At 50.1% G+C, this 17,836-nt stretch carries 15 protein-coding genes; 10 read left to right on the forward strand and 5 right to left on the reverse strand.

Features of this window, described 5'->3' with window-relative positions:
• Positions 1-15: 15 nt before the first annotated feature.
• On the forward strand, positions 16-366 hold the full coding sequence (locus tag ACKFKH_RS03705) for a TMEM14 family protein (RefSeq protein ID WP_446856887.1): 351 nt from the start codon (positions 16-18) through the stop codon (positions 364-366).
• Between the two features lie 197 nt (positions 367-563).
• On the opposite strand, the gene ACKFKH_RS03710 is transcribed toward ACKFKH_RS03705, so the two are convergent.
• Entirely contained in the window at positions 564-1,853 is a 1,290-nt protein-coding gene (locus tag ACKFKH_RS03710) for an ABC transporter substrate-binding protein (RefSeq protein WP_446856888.1), read from the reverse strand.
• Between the two features lie 293 nt (positions 1,854-2,146).
• Here ACKFKH_RS03710 and ACKFKH_RS03715 point away from each other — a divergent pair, with 293 nt between their 5' ends.
• From ACKFKH_RS03715 to ACKFKH_RS03735, 5 genes are all read left to right on the forward strand, one after another.
• Positions 2,147-3,088 carry a hypothetical protein gene (locus tag ACKFKH_RS03715; RefSeq protein ID WP_446856889.1) on the forward strand — a complete coding sequence of 314 codons (942 nt, stop codon included), beginning with the start codon at positions 2,147-2,149 and terminating at the stop codon, positions 3,086-3,088.
• Positions 3,089-3,877: 789 nt separating this feature from the next.
• The gene (gene pilM, locus ACKFKH_RS03720; RefSeq protein WP_446856890.1) at positions 3,878-4,993 is read left to right on the forward strand and encodes a type IV pilus assembly protein PilM; all 1,116 of its coding nucleotides are present in this window, start codon (positions 3,878-3,880) and stop codon (positions 4,991-4,993) included.
• A 1-nt stretch (position 4,994) separates the two neighbouring features.
• Positions 4,995-5,831: a PilN domain-containing protein gene (locus ACKFKH_RS03725; protein WP_446856891.1), complete on the forward strand. Its 837-nt coding sequence runs from the start codon at positions 4,995-4,997 to the stop codon at positions 5,829-5,831.
• A complete protein-coding gene (locus tag ACKFKH_RS03730) occupies positions 5,828-6,733 on the forward strand; it encodes a hypothetical protein (RefSeq protein ID WP_446856892.1) in 906 nt (301 codons plus the stop codon). The genes ACKFKH_RS03725 and ACKFKH_RS03730 overlap by 4 nt, the downstream gene beginning before the upstream one ends.
• A gap of 85 nt (positions 6,734-6,818) precedes the next feature.
• Positions 6,819-9,014 (forward strand): secretin N-terminal domain-containing protein, encoded by a 2,196-nt coding sequence (locus tag ACKFKH_RS03735; RefSeq protein ID WP_446856893.1) that lies wholly within the window; start codon positions 6,819-6,821, stop codon positions 9,012-9,014.
• A 332-nt stretch (positions 9,015-9,346) separates the two neighbouring features.
• Here the strand turns inward: ACKFKH_RS03735 and ACKFKH_RS03740 are convergent, their stop codons facing one another.
• Both ACKFKH_RS03740 and ACKFKH_RS03745 read right to left on the reverse strand, forming a co-directional pair.
• Positions 9,347-10,132 carry a metallophosphoesterase family protein gene (locus tag ACKFKH_RS03740; protein ID WP_446856894.1) on the reverse strand — a complete coding sequence of 262 codons (786 nt, stop codon included), beginning with the start codon at positions 10,130-10,132 and terminating at the stop codon, positions 9,347-9,349.
• 232 nt (positions 10,133-10,364) lie between these two features.
• Positions 10,365-11,090, reverse strand: a complete 726-nt coding sequence (locus ACKFKH_RS03745; RefSeq protein WP_446856895.1) for a DUF1995 family protein — start codon at positions 11,088-11,090, stop codon at positions 10,365-10,367.
• A gap of 152 nt (positions 11,091-11,242) precedes the next feature.
• On the opposite strand from ACKFKH_RS03745, the gene ACKFKH_RS03750 reads away from it, so the two are divergent.
• Positions 11,243-12,178, forward strand: coding sequence for a class II fructose-bisphosphate aldolase (locus ACKFKH_RS03750; protein ID WP_446856896.1), 936 nt, complete (start codon positions 11,243-11,245; stop codon positions 12,176-12,178).
• 332 nt (positions 12,179-12,510) lie between these two features.
• On the opposite strand, the gene ACKFKH_RS03755 is transcribed toward ACKFKH_RS03750, so the two are convergent.
• Positions 12,511-13,278 carry a TerC family protein gene (locus ACKFKH_RS03755; RefSeq protein ID WP_446856897.1) on the reverse strand — a complete coding sequence of 256 codons (768 nt, stop codon included), beginning with the start codon at positions 13,276-13,278 and terminating at the stop codon, positions 12,511-12,513.
• 307 nt (positions 13,279-13,585) lie between these two features.
• Here ACKFKH_RS03755 and psaM point away from each other — a divergent pair, with 307 nt between their 5' ends.
• Complete coding sequence (gene psaM, locus ACKFKH_RS03760; RefSeq protein ID WP_446856898.1) at positions 13,586-13,681, forward strand: photosystem I reaction center subunit XII; 96 nt, start codon at positions 13,586-13,588, stop codon at positions 13,679-13,681.
• A gap of 404 nt (positions 13,682-14,085) precedes the next feature.
• Positions 14,086-14,550, forward strand: a complete 465-nt coding sequence (locus ACKFKH_RS03765; RefSeq protein ID WP_446856899.1) for a slr1601 family putative cell division protein — start codon at positions 14,086-14,088, stop codon at positions 14,548-14,550.
• Between the two features lie 500 nt (positions 14,551-15,050).
• On the opposite strand, the gene ACKFKH_RS03770 is transcribed toward ACKFKH_RS03765, so the two are convergent.
• Positions 15,051-16,448 (reverse strand): hypothetical protein, encoded by a 1,398-nt coding sequence (locus ACKFKH_RS03770; protein WP_446856900.1) that lies wholly within the window; start codon positions 16,446-16,448, stop codon positions 15,051-15,053.
• Positions 16,449-17,027: 579 nt separating this feature from the next.
• On the opposite strand from ACKFKH_RS03770, the gene ACKFKH_RS03775 reads away from it, so the two are divergent.
• A complete protein-coding gene (locus tag ACKFKH_RS03775; RefSeq protein WP_446856901.1) occupies positions 17,028-17,804 on the forward strand; it encodes an LmeA family phospholipid-binding protein in 777 nt (258 codons plus the stop codon).
• Positions 17,805-17,836 lie beyond the last annotated feature (32 nt).

Below are 17,836 nucleotides of genomic sequence, written 5' to 3' on the forward strand. Positions count from 1 at the left end.
AAGCAGGATGAAATTATGGACTTATTGTTGCCGCTTCTGGGCATCTGGTCAATTTTGGGATACGGAATCCTGGTGGCGATCGGGGGCATCATCGGCTATGTCAAATCTAGAAGCAAGGCATCGCTGATTTCGGGGTTGGCTAGTGGAGGGGTGCTGGCGATCGCGTGTTATCTCTGCTGGCGGGATCTCTTGCTCGGATTCGGTCTAGCCAGCCTGGTTGCCCTTTTGCTGTTGGGGGTGTTTGCCGTTCGGTTTTCCAAAACGCGCACCTTTATGCCTGCGGGTCTGATGGCGATTCTCAGCTTTTTAGCAACGGTTGGCTACGGGCTGCCTACGCTGTCAATGCTCAGTAGCAGACGTTTTTAGCGTGAATTCGACGAACTTCTTCGCTACGGCTACGAACGCGGGAGAGCTAACTAAATCCCCTACAAGTGAGCAGCTTTGAGCCGGAAATCTTCTCTAAAAGTCGCCCAAAATGGGGAGTTGGGGGGCAGAAGACCCTGAGAGCGAAGCGAAAGAACTCCATCGAATTGACGTTAAATCGGAGTCAAGGCTTAAAGGAATTAGGATCGTCCATTCCAGCCTTGGGCAGCATCATTCACCGCCTGATCAACAGTCTTCTGTCCCAGCATCGCAGCTTGCAGATTTTGATAGACGACTTTTTGCAATTCCTTGACATCTTTCATCGCTGGAATCAACACTTCAGCCGTTTTTAATTGGCTGGCACTGACCATTCTGGCCTTGTCTACCGGAGTCGCATCAGCAGGAATGTTGGTGAAATAGCGATCTTCTGAAGCCTTAATCGTCGAAGGCAACACATTGGCCGCTTTGGCAAACGACAACTGATTTTGATCATTCGTAACAAACAGCGCAAACTTAAGAGCCGCATCGGGCTGATCGGTGTCTCTAGGAATCACTAAATTCATGACGGCAACGTTCTTTTTGCCCGTATCTCCGGTGATCTGTGGCGCAGAGGCAGACACCTTGGAAATCGAAGGCGCATTCTTTTCGATCGTCTTCAAAAACTCCGCGCCCGATGCCAAAATTGCGGTTTGTCCTTGCTGATAAAGGTCGATCGCATGGCGGTGTCCCTCAGTCAGCACTTCTTTGGGCATCAGACCATTTTTGTACAAATCCACCCAATATTGAAACGCAGCTTTCCCTTGGGGCGTATTGAAGGCAGCTTTTCCCTGTCCGTCTACTAACTGCACCCCCATTTGCACAAACGATTCGAGAACCTCACCAGAATCTTCAGGAACTAAGGTCGCAAAAAAGGCATATTTTCCCGTTTTGTCTTTGATTTGTTTGGCGGCTTGGGCCAATTCTGCGTAGGTTGTCGGAGGTTTAGTCAGACCCGCTTGCTTAAGTAGATCATTGTTATAGATAGCTACTCGCGTCGTCAGATACCAGGGCAACCCAAAACTTTTGCCATCCAACGTACTCGACTGCCAAATGTTAGAAAAATACTGCTGTTTGACCTCAGCGGGCACTTTGCTATCGAGTTCGAGCCAGGCGTTTCGGGTGGCTAACTGAGAGGCAAAATTGGGATTGAGATTCACCACATCGGGCGCACTTTTAGCGGCAACTGCTGTGAGAATTTTGCGCTCCATCTCCGCCCAAGGCACATCGACCCAACGGATTTTGGTGCCCGGATTTTCGGTTTCAAAGGTGGCAATCAGTTGCTTAAAGTAATCGGTGAACTGAGGCTGTAGTTGCATCGTCCAAAACTCAACCTCCCCCGAACTGGATGCCTGCTGCCTGACTGCGGGTGCGCCACAACTCACCAGCCAACTCAACACAATGCCCAACAGCGCAAGCACTCCAAATTTTTTCCAGGCTCTCATTTGACGCATCTTAATTTGATTCTTAACTTGATTTGATTTTTAACTTAAACAGCGATCGGTAGCTTAGTCTACCTGATCCTCTAAAGATTCAGTTTTGAGTTTTGCAGCTTGAAGTTCAAGATTTTCTAGCGGCAAAATGATCTAAAAGTTGGTTTCTTTAAAGTTCATACTGTTTAACCTGACCTATCAAAGTTCAAAACTCAGAACTGAGATATTAGCGTTCTCCTTTCTTTTGGTAGAGGTAATGGTCTCGGTTTTCGATCCAATCTGAAAACAGCAAACTTCCAAGGAGAGAAGACGACATGATCAGGGTTTCAAAACTGAGCGCGATCGCGAAACATTCTTCTGTCGGCCTTGCGTCTCTGGCGTTGGCTTCACTGTTTCCCGCTGCTGGGTTGACTCAATCGACGACCGCAGGCTTTCCGCTCTTAATCGCACAGTCTTCGAGGGATCAACCTGTGACCAATCCAGGGATTTCTGGAGGAAACACACCTGCGTCAACGATTCCCTCGACGAGTTCTCCTTCGGTGCCGACGGGTGATCAGCCTGTGTCCAATCCTGGTGTTTCTGGAGGAAACACACCTGCGTCAACGATTCCCTCGACGAGTTCTCCCTCAGTGCCGACGGGTGATCAGCCTGTGTCCAATCCTGGCGTTTCGGGGGGAAATGCTCCCGCATCAACGATTCCCTCGACAAGTTCTCCCTCAGTGCCAACAGGTGATCAGCCTGTGTCCAATCCTGGCGTTTCGGGAGGAAATGCTCCCGCATCAACGATTCCGTCTACCACTCCCGCAACAGGCTCTCCAACGGATGACCCCGCAAACCCGCCCAATGTCATCGAGCGGAGGATTATTCAAGGAGATGACGTGATCATTCCCAATAATCAGACCCCAAGACAGCCCAGAGTCAGAACGGCTCCAGCCCAAACGCCCAGTCAATCAACCACCCCGGCTCCAGTTTCTCCCACATCTCAGCCTCTTCCTCAAACCACAGGCTTTATCCGAACGGCGATCGCCAGTCAGCTAAACAACTCGACTCCCGGATTGGATGCTCAACTGCTCCAGGCGACCTGCAACCAAAACTGGCGAGGAGCCATTGCTATCGTGGATCGGGCCCTTGCGGCGGCTCCTGCCAGTCAGGGACTTTATCGATCGCAGCTTCGTCAATATCGGGGTCGATTGGAGTCTTTAGCCGCTGCCGGAACCGCCATCCCCAACTGGACTCAACGCTGCACAGGAAGCTAACACAGTTCGTTTTGCTCAGAGTTTTACTCAAAACAACCTAACCCAAACTTCTCCCATCTTTTTGCAGAGGCCGTGTTGCGATCGCGACATGGTTTTTCTGTGTTCATCTGTATTTATATAGAAGAAACTCTTTCACGCCTGACTTTTGTCATATATGAGGATATCAAAGCAAACTTTACCCTTCCATACTCTGATTTTTAGCTACCAATATTTCAATTAGGCGATCGTGAATTGTCTGAGTTCTTAACCGATCGCTCTCGATTCCTGAACCCGCGATCGTTCAAAGCTCGATCGTATAATCCTGCTCTCCCTCTTTCCTCCTCACCCCTACCCCTCCCTCCTCACCCCTCACTCCTCCACCCCACTTATCACAGCTTAAAAGAATTATTCGTCTGTTTTCTGAAATAGCGTGTACTATTCACTGAAGAGTGGTCAACGCTATCAAAATCGGTGAATTTTAAGCAAACAAATTCTCGATCGAAGCGTCTGCCAACTATCAGGTCAGTGCGTTTTACCCTGGAGAAATCAAAACCTTTTAGGTCTGAGATTCCTTTAGAATGACCTGGTTTGTTCACTGCTCAGTTTGGGGTAGTTTAAAGTCGTCAATCAAAATTTATTGCGTGAATGTACAATAAATTCCTTACATGATTCTGATGGGTTCGCAAGTTTGTATCCAAACGAGTCATTGTGAATTAAATTGTGTACTATGCACTAGCACCTGACTGTGTTGTGATGAATTCTGTCGGTAAACCGGGTTCCTAAACTATTTCTTAGTGGGCTAACAAATCTGTGGTGAACGGTCTAAAAGGTCTCTTTTCAAGAAAGTCGAAAGGGGTTGGCATAGAGTTAGCCCCCGATCGCATCAACATTGCCCAGTTACGCAAGCAGGGTCAGGGGTTTAAACTGACCAGCTTCATAACCGTTCCCGTGCCTGACGGGGTGTTTGAAGAAGGGCAAATTGTCGATCCGCCAGCGATGTCTGAACTGATTCAAACTGCTTTGGCTGATAACAAAATTAAAGTTAAACAAGCCGCGACGGCCGTTCCGGGAGGGCGCGATACCGTCACTCGAATCATTCCCGTCCCCGCCGAGCTAGACGATCGCGAGCTGCGAGAAATGGTTCTTAACCAGGAAGCCGGCCTCTACCTGCCGTTCCCACGCGAAGAAGCCGACGTAGACTATCAAAAACTCGGCTTATTTATTGACGAAGACGGCATCGAAAAAGTCCAGGTTTTGCTCGTCGCCACCCGCAAAGAAATTACCGACGTTTATATCAACACCTTTCGCCAGGCGGGCCTGCAAGTAGACGTACTAGAGATTAGCAGCTTTTCGCTGATTCGCACGATTCGCGACCAACTACGGCAATTTGCCCCTCAAGAAGCGGTCGCCCTCGTCGATATCGAGTTTGAAAGCACCGAAATCTCGATCACCGTGGATGGCGTTCCCCAATTTTCGCGCACCGTGCCGATCGGGTCGTTTCAGATCCAGAGTGCTTTGTCTCGCGCGATGAATCTGCCTCCGTCTCGCAGCATCGATTTGCTCCAGGGCATGACCATTCCCTCTAACCCGATGGATACAATGGGCAGTCCGCGAATGAGCAGTGGCACCAATCCCGGCACCGCCGCCATGCTGAGAGTTTTAGGAGAGCTGGCTGACGAATTGCGCCGATCGATCGACTTTTACCTCAACCAGGGCGAAAACCTGGAGGTGGCCCAACTGCTTTTGGCTGGGCCAGGCGCGTCGATCGGACAACTGGACGAATTTTTTACCCAACGGCTGAGTCTGCCCTGCAATCAAGTCGATCCGGTGGCAGCCCTCTCGCTAGAAACGCCGCAAGAAATTCCCCTGACCGCGAGACCAGGATTGGGCGTTGTATTGGGCTTAGGACTGAGGGAGGCATGGTGAAATGTATAGTTTAGACATCAATTTTCTCAACGATCGCCCTGAATATAAGCCCGATGGGACGAGGCGAGGCACCCGTCCTAGAGCGGCTACGTTTGCGTCAAGCGATCGTCGCCCCCTTTACTGGGGTCTGGCCGCAGGCGTGTTTTTCCCGGTCGTGATGCTGGCGCTGTGGGGCATTCTTCAGACAGAAAGTTCCAAACTCACCACTGAGCAGGCCGAGTTAGACAGTCAGCTTGGCAACTTGGAACAGCAGAAGAAAGAACTCGCCGCCGTCAACGAGCAAATCAAGCAGACCACCGACGAAACTCAAGCGCTGGCAACAGTGTTTAACCAGATCAAACCCTGGTCAGCGATGGCTCAAGATATTCGCGATCGCTTGCCACCGGGGGTACAAGTCACCGCCATCAAACAAGTGGCTCCTCCAACGACGGGGGCCGCTGCCCAGCCTGCGCCTTCTCCCGCTGCCGGGGGCGCTCAACCCGCTCCACCTGTTTCAGGCGTGATTCAAATCACAGGGCTTGCCAATTCTTTTAATGATGTCAATGACTTTATCTTGACTCTACAGCGCTCTAACTTTATGCAGAGCGACAAAACACGGCTTTTGGCAGCAAAACTAGGGACTCCTGGAACCCTACAGAGCCTCAATTTTCCGGGGTCAACTCCAGGTGGAGGGTCTAGAGAAACGCCAAAATTGCCGCCCCAAGTCGAATTTTCCATTGAGACTGCTTTGAATGAGGTTCCTGCTTCTGAGTTAATTCGTGAACTCGAACGCAAAGGAGCCGTTGGACTGGTGACTCGCATTGATGCGCTCAAAGATAAGGGAGTGATTAAACCATGACGGCAGGTGGAGATTTTATTCCTCAAGACTCTGACTTTGATCAGGGCCCAAGCTACCCCACGGTTTTTGGGGTCACGATCACGCCCGTCGTCAGTGGGGTTTTGTTGGCGACCGCAGGGGTAATTGGTGCGGCGGCTCTTTGGGCCTATGTGGTCAGCCCTGCCTGGGAAAGTTATCAGACCCTCAAAGCAGATGTAGAAGCCAAGCGCGAGCAGGTCAACCAGATTGCAGCCGTTAAAAAACAGGTGGCAGACGCGAAAACAAAACTGACGCAGGTTAATCAGCAACGCGATCAGGTGTATGCACTATTTGCCAACGAAAAAACGCTGGATACCCTGCTATATGATCTCAACCAGTTAATCGAGAAAAACAATGCTGGGCGAGTGGTCGCGACTCAGAGCAAGTTGAATAATTGCCCCTCCTGGGTGAGAGATCAGTATGCCAACATCCTCACTTACCAGAAGTTTGAAGACCAAGCTGGGGCGCTGATTGCCGAAGCCAAGCTAAATCGGTTTGAACCCAATCCCAAGGGAGCCGAAGTGATTACTGACAGTTCTTTAGGGCCAGCCATCAACAACAAGCTTAAGCGTCAAAGTGTGAGTGTTGACTTTAAGGGCAACTTTAACCAAACGCAGTCGATTTTTAGAACGATCGAGCGACTTCAACCCTTGCTTCTGGTAAAAAATCTCAGTGTGCAGGTCGGCACTGGCACAGGAAATAAGCCGGGTACCGTCCTCTATGAAACCGGGCCGGGGGGATCTGTGCGATTTTTGACGAATTGCCAGCCGGATGCGGTGCTAACGACAAGCTTTCAAATGGAGGCGCTATTGCCTTTGAGCGCGGCAGATAGAAAAGCATTGGCTCCCAGCCCTGTGGTCAGCCCGGTGGCTTCACCTAAATAGATGGACAAATTCTGCGAGGTTGTCCATTTGTCTAACGTCTCGAACGCTTTAACTAATTATCTTTGTTGAGGGAGGAGTGAATTCAGTGAAAGAACTTTATGGAATCAGCGGCATAGCCGCTACGACGATCGCTTTGATCGCTAACTTGCCAGCGGTGGCGGCTCCATCTCAGATTACCAATGTCAAGCTCAATCCAACTCGCGCTGGCGTGGATGTGGTAATCGAAACTCAAGCGGGCGATCGCCCTCCCCAGGTGTTTAATGTCAATCGAGGCAACACTTGGACAGCCTACGTGTTTAACACTCAGATCCGCGCTCCTTTTCAGCAGAGCAATCCTGCCCCTGGGATCTCGTCGATCGCAGTTACGCCAGTCGCGGGGAATGGAGTACAAGTGACCGTGGTTGGTCAGGGTGGCACTCCCACAGGGCAAGTTTCTAGCCGCAATGCTCAAGGGGTAATTTTGAGCGTCAACAGTACAGGGGGCCCGATCGCTCAAGCGACTCCTGCAACTCCCACGGCTCCCACGCCCTCAGCCTCGCCTTCTCCGACCGTTCCTGTTGCGCCGCTAGCGCCCAACCCGGCTATTTCGCCGAGTGCGCCGAGTGTTCCTACGTCTCCGGTGCCGCCGTTTCAGAGAAGGGCTGTCCCGCCGCCTGTCGGAGATATTTCGGTTTCGCAGACGGATACGAGTGCTGCGTCGATCGACTTGGGCACCGCCGAACGGATTCCCCGGTTGGTGTTGAGAGATGCTCCGGTACGAGAAGTGTTGTCTCTGCTGGCACGGGCAGCCAATTTGAACCTGGCTTACAGTGAAGGATCGCCTGCTGGAGCGCCCGGAGCGGCTGGACGAACGTCTGGTGGCCCAACGATTTCTCTCGATATCGAGAATGAGTCGGTGCAGGATGTCTTTAACTATGTGCTGCGGATTGCTTGTGTCCCGGCGGCAGGGGGCGCTCAGGGCGGTGGGAGCGCTCAATGTGGCAGCTTGGATGCTAACCGGAGCGGACGGACGATCTTTGTCGGCCCCAGATTGCCCAATGCAGCTCGCAATTTGGCTTCTCGCAGTTTGCGGCTCAATCAGATTCCGGTGACCAGTGCGGTCAATTTTTTGGTGGGCTTGGGCGCAGAAAGTGCGGTCACTCGCGAACGTCAAGTTAGAACGGTGGTGGCTCAGTCAGCCGCGCAGCTAGAAGGTGCCCAGACAGGTGGAGGGGGCAATCAGCCTCAAACGCAAACCGAAACAACTACTGAGTCTAGAGTTGAAGTTCAGCGAGCCAATTTCCAAGATTCTACGCCGCTGTTGCGGGGGTTGCAGGTGTCGGGGGATGAGCGAACCAACTCGATCACGCTGATTGGGAGTCCCAAACAAATCGAGTTGGCGACGAGTCAGTTGGTGCAGCTTGATTCGAGACGGCGGTTGGTGGCTGTCAATGTCAAAGTAGTGGATATCAATCTGCTTGCCCTCAACCGAGCAGGTGTGAGTTTCTCCTTTGGGGTCGGCAATTCACAGTTTGTTAACTCAAACGGGGTCGCCCTGCTCAACTTTGGCACCAGAACTCCCGGCTCAACCGGATTGACAGGACAACCTGGTCTTGTAACCAGTGTTCCTGGAACTGGCACCGCTGTTAATTTCGCCCGTGCTTTCTTTGCTCAGTTGCAAGCTGCGGTAACGAACGGCAATGCCAAAATATTAACCGACCCAACGCTGGTTGTTCAGGAGGGTCAAACAGCGACGGTAAACCTGACTCAGGAGGTCGTTACCAACTTCACCCAGCAGATCACATCGGTTGGTACGAGTGGCGCTCAATCTACAGTAACGGTTGAAAAGAAGCCTGCTGGACTCATTTTGCCCGTTAAGATCGATCGCATTGACGACAACGGTTATGTCTCTCTATCGGTTGCTCCTTCTATCTCGCAGCCAGACGGCACCGCCGAAATCGTTTTGACTGCGGGCAGCAGCAACAGAATCACGCTCTTGTCAGAACGAAAAGTGGAGTCAGGTCAGATCCGTCTGCGCGATGGTCAAACGCTCGTGCTCTCAGGCATCATTCAGGAACAGGATCGCGTCGATTCCACTAAGGTTCCGATTTTAGGAGACATTCCTCTGTTGGGTGCTCTATTCCGCAGCACTCAGCGGACGAGCCAACGGCGGGAGGTAATTGTACTATTGACTCCCCAGATCATTGATGATTCTGATCGTTCTGCTTATGGGTATGGCTACACGCCTGGAGCCGATGTTCGCCAATTCTTGCAGCAGCAACAACAGAATGGAAACCGCTAACTCATAGACCTGCTTCTAGAATGGTGAATGACTCAAACAGTTGTTCATCGTTCACCCACTAAAAAGCCAGAATTCGGGAATGGTTCCTGAGTCCTGGCTTTTTGAGTAGAGAGACAACTAATTGAACCTGACCTTTAACGTGAATTCGATGAAATCTTTCGCTGTGGTTGTTAATCCAGGCAGCCCCCTAAATCCCCCACGAGTGAGGGACTTTGAACCCAAAATCTTGTCTGAAAGTCCCCCAAAATTGGGAGTTGGGGGGCAGAAGCGCTGAACAACGCAGCAAAAAAACTTCATCGAATTCGCGCGACCTTTAGAAGAACGATCGCTCCCTACCGATGCAAGGCCTGTTTGCGTGAGACTCGACCCAGTTCAACTCTGGTGGTGGCTTCTTCGAGCATCAACGTCCGCACCGTCTGATTGTAAACATTTACCTGGACAACCTTACCGTGATCAACATCTAGCGCCGTCAGCCAACCGCTCTTAGGATGATAAGCGCCCGTATCAATGTCGAGCCAGCCTTGTCCTTGAGCGATCGCCCCTGGGGTCACGCCCGGAAACGTAAAGGTGATCGTGTGTCCAGTAATAATCGTCTTGTTGGCAAAATAAGGGCGCGGACAGCCGTGAAACTCTTCACGAATCCAGCAAAATTCTTGAGAAGTCTGATGCTCGATCGGCAAGTCAGGATGCACCCCTGCATGAACCAACCACAAATCACCCAGATCTAGATGCGTTGGCAATGTTCGTATCCAGTCAACGTGTTCGAGCAAGATTCCAGAATCGCCATAGCTAGCTACCGTCGCCCGTCCGCCACTTTGTAACCAAGCTTGGAGCGCAGGCGCAAACACTTGCCCGTTGGGAAACGATTCGAGCAGAAGCTGTTCATGGTTGCCTAGCAGCGATTGATAAGGGCTACTTTTGACAAATTCGACCACCTGAGCACTCTGCGGGCCGCGATCGATCAAATCCCCCAAAAAGTAAACTTGATCCTCTGTGCCAGGAGCTAGCGCGTCTAAAAGCGTCATTAGCCCAGCGTAGTGACCATGCACATCACCAATGATAATTCGACGGGGGGAGTTTGAGGTCATGCGATCGCCTTTCTCGAAAAGTCTAAACACAAGTTTGGAGGAAATATGAAAACGCGAACTTTATGCAGATACCCCTTGTCTGGACTAATTTCTGGGAAGTAAGAAATTAATTTTCTACCCATTGCATCCAGAGTCTCTGCAAGAAGTGTCCAAGGTGGAAAAGTCGTGAATAATCGACCTGCTTACTAACTGCAATTATGCCCCTTCGCTTTCCGGATCTCACGAGACAGGTATTAATCATCACAGGATCTCTTCAAAAACTTTATCTTCCTAAAGCTCTCAAAAACTGCTGCAAGCCTGAAAGTAGCCCCTGTCTTGATTGTTGGCTTCCAGTCACCGACGCAAATAGCTCATCTAGCTTTTCAGAATCAGGCTTTTCGGCAACTTCGGCGATCGCTTGATAAACGCCATCCGTTTCGAGCCAGACTTGCCAGGGGTCAGGGTAGCAGCGCAAAATCGCCGAGTGGTCATCCAAAGGGCGCAAGTGATAGCAGGGTTCGATCGTATCCAAAAAACGCTGTCGAAGCTGACGACCTGCATAGCCGATGCCGATCGTAGACACGTCTTCTAGTCGGGCATTGAACAACACAATTGGACGATCGCCCGCCACACTGCAAATCTGCTCAACTGGGGCAACCTCGACAGCACTGGGAGCCACAAAGATATAAAGCTGATCTTCAGGATCAACCTGCTCCTCAGCCGATGTGGTTTGTCGTGCGCCTGCGACATCTAAACTGCGAATCTGAAAGGGAACTTCTCCCCAATCCCGTTTTGCCAGAGCCGCCATGCCCGCATCTGTAAAGAAAACTTTTAGCCCGCTTCCCCACTCTGTAAAGGCTGTGAGAAACGTTCCTGCGATCGGTAGAGGTTTGAGTTCGGGAAACAAAATCTCGACCTGAAGGCGTGTATAGCCCGCAGCGATCGCCGCCTGAATTGCAGTTTGAGCCTGAGCGATCGCGTCATCTAGCGTGGTAGGAAGTTCAGCCATAAGGCAATCAATTAGAAAGCAGTTAGAAAGCGTTACGTCCGTCTGCAAAGATAGAGATAATTTCACTACCTACTCTGTGACGGCTCAAGTCTAGACCAACACTTTACCAAGTTTTTCCAATTTTTATCGACTCACTCCCCTACTCCCTACCTATGCTGACTTCTACAAGAGAACTGCTAGAGACGGCCCGACGAAACGTTTATGCGATCGGCGCTTTCAATATCTACAACTTAGAAGGCGTAAAGGCTGTGGTCATGGCAGCCGAGGCAGAAAACAGTCCCGCGATGCTACAACTTCATCCCAGCGCCTTGAGCTATGGCGGATTTCCCTTGGTGGCGCTCTGTTTGGAGGCGGCCCGATCGTCTACTGTCCCCATCTCCGTTCATCTAGATCACAGCACGTCTGCTGACGATATTCGCACAGCACTGACGTTTGGGATGGCTTCGATTATGGCAGATGGCTCTCACTTGCCCTACCAGCAAAACTTAGAATTTACGCGAGAAATAACGCAATTGGCGCATCGAAAAGGAGCCGTCGTCGAAGCAGAAATCGGCAGAATCAGCGGCACTGAAGATGGTTTAACGGTGGCCGAAAAAGAAGCCAAAATGACCGATCCGACCCAAGCAGTCGAGTTTGTCAAAGCGACAAAAGTAGATGCGCTCGCGGTGACGATCGGCAATGTCCACGGAGAATATCGCAGTGAACCAAAGCTCGATTTTGCTCGCCTTGAAAAAATTCGCCATCTTTTAGGAGACTTGCCGCTGGTGCTACATGGGGCTTCCGGGTTGCCAGAGTCGATGATTAGTCGCTCGATCGAGCTAGGGGTTTGCAAATTTAATGTCAATACCGAAGTGCGGGCGGCCTACATGAAAACGCTCAAACAGGGATTGTGTTCTTCATCGCTCAAGGATTTAGTGGACTCGATGGGGGCAACGATCGAATCCATGCAGTCTGTCATCGTCGAAAAGCTGCGGCTGTTTGGTTCTTCTGGCAAAGCTCACCTGCATGAAGGCCCCTACGCAGATATGCTGCGATTTAACGGTCAGTTCCCTGAATCTGAGATTCTTGAATTTATTATGAAAAATTAACGTGAATTCGATGAGAGTTTTTTCGCTTCGTTGTTCACGGCTTCTGCCCCCCAACCCCCCAATTTTGGGGGACTTTCAGAGAGGAATTCTGGTTCAAAGTCCCTCACTCGTGGGGGATTTAGGGGGCGTTCCTGGATCTAAAAGCGAAGCGAAGCGTTCATCGAACTGACGTAAAATTAGGCTTCCAGCGCCGTTGAAAATTCGCCTCACAATTTGCCTCACAAACAAAGATCCCCAACCTCTTGAAGAAATCGGGGATCTTGAACGTTTTGGGACTCTTTTTGGGACTCTAAAATAGAAATCTTTAAGGCATCGTTTTAGGTCTGAGCCGCTCAAACCTCAATCTTTTCTTCGTTAGGATCGACTATCTTTTGGTCGATCGCTTCCTTGATATCCTGAGACTCTGCACCAGAAGGCACTTCTACAGAAAGCTTACGCTGTGAGAAACCCCATGCAAAAATCCCTGCGATGAACGCCACCATTACCCACTCAGGCGGCACAAAGTCAGGATTGACCACTCGTAGCAGCAAGCGCACCCCAACTAACGCAACCGTGAGATAGCCTGCATCTTCTAAATGCTCATACTCGGTCAACCAGCGAATGAATAGACCCGCCATAAAGCGCAACGCCACGATCCCAATCGTTCCGCCAACCAGAATCAGCCAGGTATCTTGAGAAACCGCGATCGCCGTCGTTACACTATCTAACGAAAACGCTAAGTCGGTTACCGCAATCACGGGGATCGCCTGCCACAGTGACGCAAATCGCGGCCCATGATGCGCCGACCCTTCTTCTGGCTGAGACGTGAAGTATTGAAATACAAGCCACAACAGATAGGCCGCACCCGCCAACTCAAATTGCCAGTACTTCATCACCCACGATGCTGTCAATATCAGCGTCATCCGTAGAACATAGGCAAACACCAGCCCAATGTTGAGTGCGCGTTTTTCGAGTTCGGGGTCTTCTAATCCCTGGGTCAGGGCAGCAAGTGCGATCGCGTTATCCGCCGACAGCACAGCTTCTAATGCCACCAAAACAGGTAGGAGCAAAAGGGTTTGAGTGTTAAACTCGCTCGGCAAATTCAAAAACTGGTCTAGCATCAATCGTTTTAATCTAAGCGTGACAAACCACTCTTGACAATTTTACTTCTCAAGGCGAGGTAGACACTGTACCTACCTATCAGCCTACCCTCATCAAGGTGATTCTGGACGAGCCAGATTAATTCGCAGCTTAGAAAAAATTAGAGCCTTGATTCTTCAAATCAAAATCTTCTTTAACTCAAAAATCTTCTTTAACTCAAAAATCAATGCTGCTGCTCTGTTGCATCTTGTTACAAAGTCTTCCGCAGTGGCGCGTTTTCGTTCACATTGGGAAACTATAAACGCTGAGATAAGGAGTTTTCAAACAATGCCTTTATCGGATACTCAAATTCTGGTTGCGCTAGTCGTTGCCCTCATTCCTGGAGTGTTGGCGTTTCGGTTAGCGACAGAGTTGTATAAGTAGGTTCTGGTGACTTGGCGAGAAATGTGAGCAGTTGGCTGCTGGCAAGCGATCGAGCGATCCCCAAAATTTGGATGATCGTTTTTGAGCAAGCGAGTTAAACTAACAGGACAGATTTCTCGCCTGTCTGATGAAAAATAACTTCTTAGACAGGGAAGCTGGAAAGCTGCTTAGTTCAAACATACTTCTTGATTTTGACGGTTAGATTTGCGATTTTAGGTTAGCTCGATCGACTGATTCAGATAACTAATTTGGGGCGCGGTTTTGCTAGAAGTTTGACTTCTCAAATTTTATCCCTTCATTAGAAAAGCTTCTAGATTTGTGGTTTTGCCTCTTAGGGGCGAGAGATTTAGTCTAAAATTCAAACTCCGAAATTCAAAATTGCTTCTGGCAGTTACTCTTCAGGCATGGCTTTTAGTGCCTTAAATTCTGCCTTTGTTCTCGCACCGTATGAACTGATGAACGCACTCCAAACGCCCCCTCCTGTCCGTTCGACTCGATCTCCTCGATATACCCATAAGGGGTCGCCCCGATCCAATCCTCGTCCCATACAGCGCCACCATCATCGCGCGATCGCCGTAGAAACTTCGATCAAGCTGACGGTAAATCTAGTGATTTCGGGAGCAGCGATCGCAGCGTTAACACAGCTATTGCCCTACAGCATTGCTCAACAATCCAAACTTCAAGAAGTGAGAGCAGAGGTCAAAACGACCCAGGCGCGGGTTGGTCGCCTCAAGTCAGAATTTAATCGCTATTTTGATCCCCGTCAGGCTAAGAGCATCATGCAGGAAGAAACCAACCGGGCTGACCCCAATCAGCGAGTTGTGGTTTTAGAAGAACCTGTGCCTGACACGGCTGCTCAGTTGCCTTAACCTTTGTCAAAGTCTCACTTGCCGAAGCGTTCCCAAAAGGGGCGCTTTTTGGTGTTGGTGGCTAAGTTTGCATTAATGTGGTCAGTTCGACAACGGTTTTTCGCCTCGGTGTTCTGAAGATGTTCTGAACTTTTGCCCTCCAAGCCGCTAATTCTGGGGGTCTTTCAGTCCAGACTTTCAGTTCAAAGTCCCTCGCACATGAAATCTGGCAAGCGCTTCCGGAGTAAGATTTTTGCGGCGGCAATCCGATACAACTTTTTCGCTTCGTTGTGAATCACTTCTGCCCCAACCTTCCAATTCTGAGGGGCTTTTAGATAAGATTTTCAGTTCAAAGTCCCCAAAAATGGGGGATTTAGTGGGGGCGAAAAGATGGACACTTCCCACAGATTCATCCCTCCAATCAGCAACGCCTAAAAAAACTCCACAACGGTCTTGCTGCGGAGCTTCTGCACTGGAGAGATTAAGTCGCCAAGTTAGCGTTTGTTTTTACCGGAGTTGCGTCAGTCTTCGTCATTGCTGCCACCGCGGGGACGAGAATTTCCAGGATCGCAACCTTCCGCACCGTTGCCAATCCCTTGATTACAGCGCTGCTTTCTGCCTTTCTTATCGTCGTCATCGTCATCGTCGTCGTCATCTGAGTCGATCGTCTGATCAGTGGTCAATAGCCGATCTGCTTCATATACCGAAACATTTGTGCTGCTGACGTCGATCGTTTGCACCACTCGCCCCGGAGGCGACACAAACACCGAACTGAGGTCGGACTGAAACACCTCGATCGACTGGTTGACCAGCGAAAACGCCCCACTTGTGAAAGAAATTGGGTAGACACAATTAGAGCGCGGCATCGGCAGCCCAGACAGCGCAAAGGAACTCAAATTCTTCAGACTCCGAACGCTGCGAAAAAACGTCACTCGTGCATTTTGATAGCTTTGACGAGTCACTTGAGAAACCTGGGTGAAATAGTCGTAAATTTGCGTGTTGGAGTCGATCGCCCCATTTTGATCAGCGTCAATGCCATAAACGGTGCGGACGATGCGATCGGAGGAGCGATCGGGCAAAACTAAAGTCACGGCAGCATTTTCAGACAGCAGTTCAAATTCGCTGTAGCCGATGAATTGATTTTCCTGGTTAAAAAGTCGCACAATCACCCGATCGCCCGATTTCAAGCCCTTCATAAATTTGGCTTTTTTGTTGACCTTGTAGCGAAAGTCTCCTAAAAATCGCTCACTTGAAAAGCCCTGTGACGTTCTGTTGCGAACTGAAACCCGCGCTACTACTTTTTTGGAAGACGCTTGCTTTTGAGCGATCGCCAGACTAAAACTGCCTTGATTGACTCCATATTGGCTACTAATCTGCTGTGTGATCAACTGAGAACTGGTGGTTTGAGCGATCGTCTGATAAGACTGGGTTTGCTCAAAAAAGACGGATCTGTCGCGCACACTCCCCCGAACGTCATAGCGCAGTTGAGCCGTGACCCGCAGTTCAACATTGTTCAGGTTTATGTCACCTAGTTGTCGGCGCAAATCATTCAGCGAAATCACTTCGGGTGCCAGGATGGTTCGTCCTGCGTTATTGCTAATCAGCCGTGCCCCTGTCGAGGTAAAAATCTGCACCCATTGGTCATTTCGTCGCGCAAACACTTGATAAACCGCGTTGGCATAGCTCGTTTGAGGCTTGTCGAGAATGCCCAGTTGCACCACCAGTGAGGCATCTTGTCGTGTTTGCACCAGTCGAGCCACCTTGAGAACAGCGTTCCAGCTTCGCTGCTGACTGATCTGTAAGGGAGCCGCGATCGCCATCTGCCCATAACTTCCCATCAGCAGCGTTGAAGACAGGAGGGCGATCGTCGCTTTTCTCCAAAGTGACTTGCGAGTATAACCAGGCACAGAGTTTTTCATGAGTTCCGTTAGTGAATGTGAGTGTGAATTTGCTCAAAATGACTTGAGTAGACACAGCAAAACCTTCCCTCACAAGCTCATTGAGCGATCCCCGCAAGCCAGTGAAGTTGGGTCATCCTGGCTTAAGTGACCTGTTGGAAATATGACGAGTTCCATACGGATGTAAAGCTTCTATCAAGAAATTTGCTCACTGTATGAATTTCAGTCCTTCACCTTCCGTTAGAATGAATGAGATTCCTGACCCGCTTTGAAAGAGGCGATTCACAACGATATTCGCGGTTCACCATATTGAAGGCTCTGTGTTGAGTACTCGCCCAGTCTATGGAAAGCTAGGCACCGCGCATCTTTTGGCGGATCGTGGCTGAAAGTCCTGTACAGTGGTTAGTCTGAGTACACTTTCTCTGGGAAGGTCATGAAGGACAGGCTGCTCATCTCTCCAGATTTTTTAAGCAGATATAGTGTTTTCTTAATTCATTTAGTTGATTTTCTGTTTGATTGAAAATTGACGCATCTTTACAATGTGTTACACAATGGGAGATACCGTTGCAGATAGAAACGATGTTCAATGGATTCACAAACGTGAAAAATTCTCCTGGAACTGACTTTGGGGAGCGGATGCTCAATGCAGCAGCAAGTGAATCTATCCGTCACCTGTTTACCAAAAGTGAGTCAGTCGAAGTTTCTATTCGCTGCTTTCCGTCGAGCAAGCTCTTGCAGGGAAGCATTGACAACTTTAAGATGAGCGGACGCGGGCTAGTGATTCGCCGTGATTTTTGGGTGGAGGAGATGCGGTTTGAGACTGATGCAGTGGCGATCGACTTTGGTTCTGTCTTGGGGGGCAAAATTCGTCTTAAGCAGCCGACTCAAGCGATCGCTCAGGTGACCTTAACCGAATCGGGGATCAACGATGCCTTTAAGTCAGAACTGGTCGTCAAGCGGATGCAAAACATTACCGAACCCGCGCTGATGAATCTGTCTGGTGGCGAGCCTGTCTCGTTTGACGATGTGCAACTCAAGCTCTTACCAAACAACAAAATTCAGATCTTTGCCAAGGCGGTTTTGCCCAATAACACGGTGCCGATTAGTCTGACGGCGAGTGTGGCGATCGAGCGACGGCGACGAGTGGCGTTTCAAGATCCCAAGTTTGAGCCAGAAGCCGTTCCTGAAGCGCTACGCGGCATTTCTGAAATTCTCACAATGGCGTTTGCTGAGATTTTAGACAATATGGTGGATCTCGATCGCTTTGACCTCGATGGTGTTTTGCTGCGAATCAATCGTCTGGAAACGGAAGGCGACAAGCTAATTTTTAGCGGCTACGCCCAGATTGAGCGATTTCCGAACACGGGACGCAAATAACCTGTGCCAAGTGAGCAACTGAGGGATTAGAA

It is taken from the genome of Phormidesmis sp. 146-20, from assembly GCF_052939475.1.

Bases quoted from the DNA above. Each gene is read 5' to 3' on its own strand.
- ACKFKH_RS03705 (WP_446856887.1), top strand. From the start codon at position 16: ATGGACTTATTGTTGCCGCTTCTGGGCATCTGGTCAATTTTGGGATAC.
- ACKFKH_RS03710 (WP_446856888.1), bottom strand. From the start codon at position 1,853: ATGCGTCAAATGAGAGCCTGGAAAAAATTTGGAGTGCTTGCGCTGTTG.
- ACKFKH_RS03715 (WP_446856889.1), top strand. From the start codon at position 2,147: ATGATCAGGGTTTCAAAACTGAGCGCGATCGCGAAACATTCTTCTGTC.
- ACKFKH_RS03725 (WP_446856891.1), top strand. From the start codon at position 4,995: ATGTATAGTTTAGACATCAATTTTCTCAACGATCGCCCTGAATATAAG.
- ACKFKH_RS03730 (WP_446856892.1), top strand. From the start codon at position 5,828: ATGACGGCAGGTGGAGATTTTATTCCTCAAGACTCTGACTTTGATCAG.
- ACKFKH_RS03745 (WP_446856895.1), bottom strand. From the start codon at position 11,090: ATGGCTGAACTTCCTACCACGCTAGATGACGCGATCGCTCAGGCTCAA.
- ACKFKH_RS03750 (WP_446856896.1), top strand. From the start codon at position 11,243: ATGCTGACTTCTACAAGAGAACTGCTAGAGACGGCCCGACGAAACGTT.
- ACKFKH_RS03755 (WP_446856897.1), bottom strand. From the start codon at position 13,278: ATGCTAGACCAGTTTTTGAATTTGCCGAGCGAGTTTAACACTCAAACC.
- psaM (WP_446856898.1), top strand. From the start codon at position 13,586: ATGCCTTTATCGGATACTCAAATTCTGGTTGCGCTAGTCGTTGCCCTC.
- ACKFKH_RS03765 (WP_446856899.1), top strand. From the start codon at position 14,086: ATGGCTTTTAGTGCCTTAAATTCTGCCTTTGTTCTCGCACCGTATGAA.
- ACKFKH_RS03770 (WP_446856900.1), bottom strand. From the start codon at position 16,448: ATGAAAAACTCTGTGCCTGGTTATACTCGCAAGTCACTTTGGAGAAAA.